The sequence below is a fragment of the Sphingomonas sp. genome, from assembly GCF_019746015.1.
In the GTDB taxonomy this organism is placed as follows: Bacteria; Pseudomonadota; Alphaproteobacteria; order Sphingomonadales; family Sphingomonadaceae; genus Sphingomonas.
Map to the genome: position 1 here is coordinate 1 of NZ_JAIESM010000019.1, position 4,530 is coordinate 4,530.

6 protein-coding genes are annotated in these 4,530 nt (G+C 68.7%); 2 read left to right on the top strand and 4 right to left on the bottom strand.

The features are described from left to right. The 3 genes from K2Y03_RS03225 to hrcA form a co-directional block, all read right to left on the bottom strand. Positions 1-608: pyridoxal-phosphate dependent enzyme (locus tag K2Y03_RS03225; protein ID WP_294088229.1), on the bottom strand; the 608-nt coding region annotated here is incomplete at its 3' end. A 212-nt stretch (positions 609-820) separates the two neighbouring features. Beyond that, positions 821-1,351, bottom strand: coding sequence for a nucleotide exchange factor GrpE (gene grpE / locus K2Y03_RS03230; RefSeq protein WP_294088230.1), 531 nt, complete (start codon positions 1,349-1,351; stop codon positions 821-823). Positions 1,352-1,376: 25 nt separating this feature from the next. Beyond that, positions 1,377-2,417 (bottom strand): heat-inducible transcriptional repressor HrcA, encoded by a 1,041-nt coding sequence (hrcA, locus tag K2Y03_RS03235; protein WP_294088231.1) that lies wholly within the window; start codon positions 2,415-2,417, stop codon positions 1,377-1,379. Between the two features lie 123 nt (positions 2,418-2,540). Here hrcA and rph point away from each other — a divergent pair, with 123 nt between their 5' ends. Both rph and rdgB read left to right on the top strand, forming a co-directional pair. Beyond that, complete coding sequence (rph, locus tag K2Y03_RS03240; RefSeq protein ID WP_294088233.1) at positions 2,541-3,254, top strand: ribonuclease PH; 714 nt, start codon at positions 2,541-2,543, stop codon at positions 3,252-3,254. Next, a complete protein-coding gene (rdgB, locus tag K2Y03_RS03245; RefSeq protein WP_294088234.1) occupies positions 3,251-3,886 on the top strand; it encodes an RdgB/HAM1 family non-canonical purine NTP pyrophosphatase in 636 nt (211 codons plus the stop codon). Before rph ends, rdgB begins: the two co-directional genes overlap by 4 nt. Before the next feature lie 162 nt (positions 3,887-4,048). Here rdgB and K2Y03_RS03250 read toward each other — a convergent pair. After that, the coding region (locus tag K2Y03_RS03250) for a CAP domain-containing protein (protein WP_294088236.1) at positions 4,049-4,530 on the bottom strand (482 nt) is incomplete at its 5' end.

Genomic DNA, 4,530 nt, shown 5'->3' on the forward strand with positions numbered 1-4,530 from the left:
CAGCGGCCTTCCGCCGCGCCCTTGGCGACGATCGCGCCGCAATCGTCGATCAGCCCGTTGACGCGGTAGACGCGCGCACCCTGCAGCGCGATTTCGCGCACGTTGATCTCGGGCGTGTCGTCGGGGCAGAGCACGATCGTCTCGATCCCCGCCCGGCTGGCATAGGCGGCAAGCGCGGCGCCGGCATTGCCGTTGGTGGGAATGGCGATGCGGGTGACGCCCAAGGCCTTCGCCATGCTGACCGCCATCACCAGCCCGCGCGCCTTGAACGATCCGGTCGGCAACCGGCCTTCGTCCTTCACCAGCACATTCGCGCCGGCCGAGCGCGGCACCGGGATCAGCGGCGTTTCCACCTCGCCCAGGCTCACGATATTGGCCGCGTCGCGCACCGGCAGCAGCTCGCGCCAGCGCCACAGATCGGTGAGGCGCGCGGCAATCTCGTCCCGCGAGACGGCGGCCTTCAGCGCGGGCAGGTCATACCGCACGATCACCGGCCGCCCGACGCTGGAAAGCCCGCGCGGCTGATCGGCCTGGTAGTGCTCCCCGCTCATCGAACATTCGAGATGGGTGACGAACGACGCGCGCGGCGCGGTGAGATTGGGGTTCATATAGCTAAAATGGATGCCAGTCGGTGCACTTCACGTGATGTTTTAGCAGAGCTTCGCGTCGACATAAATCAAGTGAATTGATGGACGGATGCGCCAGCTCAGTCACCCCTCCATAGCTCAACCAATAATTGCGGCCCGATTTCTCAACTACCAGTCGACCACCTTCTTCGGTATCAAAGTAGCCGATTGTGACGCGTTTAGAACCCATCACCCTACCCCGCTTTCGCCACCGCGACCATCGCCGGGCGCAGCAGCCGGTCCTTGATCTTGTAGCCCGGCTGCATTTCCTGAACGATGGTGCCGGGTTCGGCGTCGCTGGGCAGTTCGACCACTGCCTGGTGCAGATTGGGGTCGAGCGGTTCGCCCAGCGCCTTCACCCGGGCGATGCCGTGGCGGGTGAAGATCGCCTCCAGCTCGCGGCCGGTGCCCTCGATCCCGGCAACCAACCCCTTCATCTTCTCGTCGGCGCGCAGTTCGTCGGGAATGGCGGCCAGCGCGCGCTCGAAATTGTCGGCCACCGACAGCATGTCGCGGGCAAAGCTGGTCACGGCATAGGTGCGCGCATCGGCCGCCTCGCGCTCGGCCCGGCGGCGGACATTCTGCGCCTCTGCCGCGGCATAGAGCGCCTGCGCCTTGGCCTCGGCCAGGTCAGCTTCCAGCGCGGCAATCCGTGCGGCGGCCTCTGCGCCCGCTTCCTCGGCAGGCGTCACATCTTGGTCGGAAAAATTGCTCTCGTCGGTCATTCTGGCCCCAGATCATTGCGTCAGATCATTGCATCAGGCGGGCAATTGCCGCCGCGGTGAAATCCACCATGGGCACGATGCGCGCATAGTTCAACCGGGTCGGCCCGATCACCCCCACCACGCCCACCACCCGGCCATCCGCACCGTGGAACGGCCGCGCGATGACCGACGAGCCCGACAGCGCGAACAGATTATTCTCCGCACCGATGAAGATGCGGGTCGCGTCGCCGGCGCGGGCACGGTCCAGCAGCTGGGCGATTTCCTGCTTGCCTTCCAGATCGTCGAGCAGGTCGCGCACCCGGTCCAGATCGGCGGCGGCCGCTGCATCGATCAGCCGGCCCTGCCCGCGCACGATCAGCACCGGGCGGCGCTCGCCATCCTCGCTCCACACCGCAAGCCCCCGCTCGACAAGCGTGCGGGCGACCCCGTCGAGCGCGGCGCGTTCGGCCGCGATCTGCTGGTCCAGCCGCGCGCGCGCTTCGGCAAGCGTTAGCCCGGCCAGCATCGCGGAGACATAATTGGCCGCCTCCGCCAGCGCCGCCGGGCTGGTGCCGTGCGGCACCGCGATCACCCGGTTTTCTACCGAGCCATCCTCCGCCACCAGCACGGCGAGCGCCCGGTCGTCGGACAGCGGCACAAAGCCCAGCTGGCGCAGCACCAGCTCGCGCTTGGGCACGAACACCAGCCCGGCACAGGCGGACAGGCCAGAGAGCGCCGCCGTGGTCGCCGCCAGCGCATCCTCCACCGGGCCGGGCTGCGCCACCTGCGCCTCAATCGCGGCGCGTTCTTCGGCAGAGGGTTCATGCGCCTGCATCATACCATCGACGAACAGGCGCAGGCCCAGATCAGTGGGCATCCGCCCGGCGCTGGTGTGCGGCGCGGCAAGCAGGCCCAGCTCCTCCAGATCCTGCATCACATTGCGGATCGAAGCGGGCGAGAGGTTGAGCGCGGAGAGCTTGGCAATGGTGCGCGAGCCGACCGGCGCGCCCGAATCGAGATAGCCTTCCACCACCATCCGGAACACGTCGCGCGCACGATCGGTCAGCTCGGCAATGGGCGGGTTCATGCGCCTGACGTAAGTCGCGCGGGCGCGCCCGGCAAGCGGCATTGCCGACGCCCGGTTGTCTCCGGCCGCAATCCGGCCTACCGGCGGCACACCCCCCGCGCCAACCAACAGGAGACTTGCCCCATGCGCCCATCCGGCCGCGCCCCCGACCAGATGCGCAGCATCACCATCACCCCGCATTTCACCAAGCATGCCGAAGGCTCCGTGCTGATCGGCTTTGGCGACACCCGCGTGCTGGTGACGGCGAGCGTGGAAGAGCGGGTGCCCCCGTTCCTGCGCGGCAAGGGCGAGGGCTGGGTGACGGCGGAATATGGCATGCTGCCCCGCGCCACCCATACGCGCGGCGACCGCGAGGCGGCACGCGGCAAGCAATCGGGCCGCACGCAGGAAATCCAGCGGCTGATCGGCCGGTCCTTACGCGCCGTTACCGACCTGAAGGCGCTGGGCGAGCGGCAGATCACGCTCGACTGCGACGTGCTGCAGGCCGATGGCGGCACGCGCACGGCGGCGATTTCGGGCGCGTGGGTCGCGCTGCGGCTGGCGGTGAACGGCCTGCTCGCGCAAGGCAAGCTCGGCTCCGATCCGCTGATGCAGCAGGTCGCCGCCATTTCCTGCGGCATCTGGCAGGGCACGCCGGTGCTCGACCTGGACTATGCCGAGGATTCATCCGCCGATGCGGACGCCAATTTCGTGCTGCTGCAGAACGGCAACATCGCCGAGGCGCAGGCCACCGCCGAGGGCGCAACATATGACGAGGAAGCGCTGCTGCGGCTGCTGCGGCTTGCGCGCATCGGCTGTGCGGAGATTTTTGCCGCACAAGCGGCGGCGGTGGCATGAACGACGCCCCCGCCCCCCAGGCGATCCGCAAGCTGGCGCCGGGCCGGCTGGTGATCGCCAGCCACAATGCGGGCAAGGTGCGCGAGATGCGCGACCTGCTCGGCCCTTACGGCATGGACATCGTCGCCGCCGCCGAGCTCGACCTGCCCGAGCCCGAGGAGACCGGCACCAGCTTCTTCGCCAATGCCGAGCTGAAGGCGCGCGCGGCGGCGGACCTTTCCGGCCTGATCGCGCTGGCTGACGACAGCGGGCTGTGCGTGGCGGCGCTGGGCGGCGACCCCGGCGTCTATACCGCCAACTGGGCGGAAACCGCCGACGGCACGCGCGACTGGCAGATGGCGATGGAAAAGGTCGAGGCCAGGCTGCAGGCGCTAGGGCCGGGGGTGAGCCGCGCGGCGACCTTCGTCTCCACCCTCGCGCTCGCCTGGCCCGACGGGCATGTCGAATGGTTTGAGGGGCGGATCGACGGCACGCTGGTGTGGCCGCCGCGCGGCGCGGCGGGCTTTGGCTATGACCCGATGTTCGTGCCGCTGGGCGAAACGCGGACCTTCGCCGAAATGCCGTTCGCCGAAAAACAGGCGAACAACCACCGCGCGCGGGCCTTCAGGAAGCTGGTGGAGGCGGCGTTCTGAGCGGCGGGCGCGGCGTTCGCCCGTGATTGACCTGACGCGAGCCAAAACCCCTCCCCTTCAGGGGAGGGGTTGGGGTGGGGCCTAACCACCGGCGCCGCGCTCTGCATAGACGCCCCACCTCCCAGCCTCCTCCCCTGAAGGGGAGGAGGAGGGGGTCACGCGCTATTTCAGCACCGTCCCCTCGGCATTGCCGCTGGGCAGGTAGCGGCAGACCAGAAAGTCGAACCGCGCGCCTTTGCGGAGCGCACAGCCGATCTGGCGGGTGCCGGGCCAGATGATCTGGGTGTAATGGCCAACGCTCGCCCAGTTGCCGGTGGTGGAAACATTGGGGAAAGTGCCCTTCTGGAAGAATTTCTTCTCATCAACCCAGAACTGGGCGAGCGCCACCGGGCGGCAGCTGCCGCGCGTGGCCGAAGCCAGATTTTCGCCCTGCACCGGCGCGGCGCCGGTCTGCGGATCATGGCCGCTCGCCGCACCGCTCGCCAGTTTGCGGGCCCAGACCGCCGCATCCGCCGCCAGCTTTGCGTTCCACACCAGCGGCGCGGAGCCATAAGCGCGGCGGGTGCTGTTGTGGATGCCCAGCATCGCCGCGCGCAGATTGCCGGGCTTGTGCGTCCCCGGCGCGCCTGCGCAGATCGCGCTGG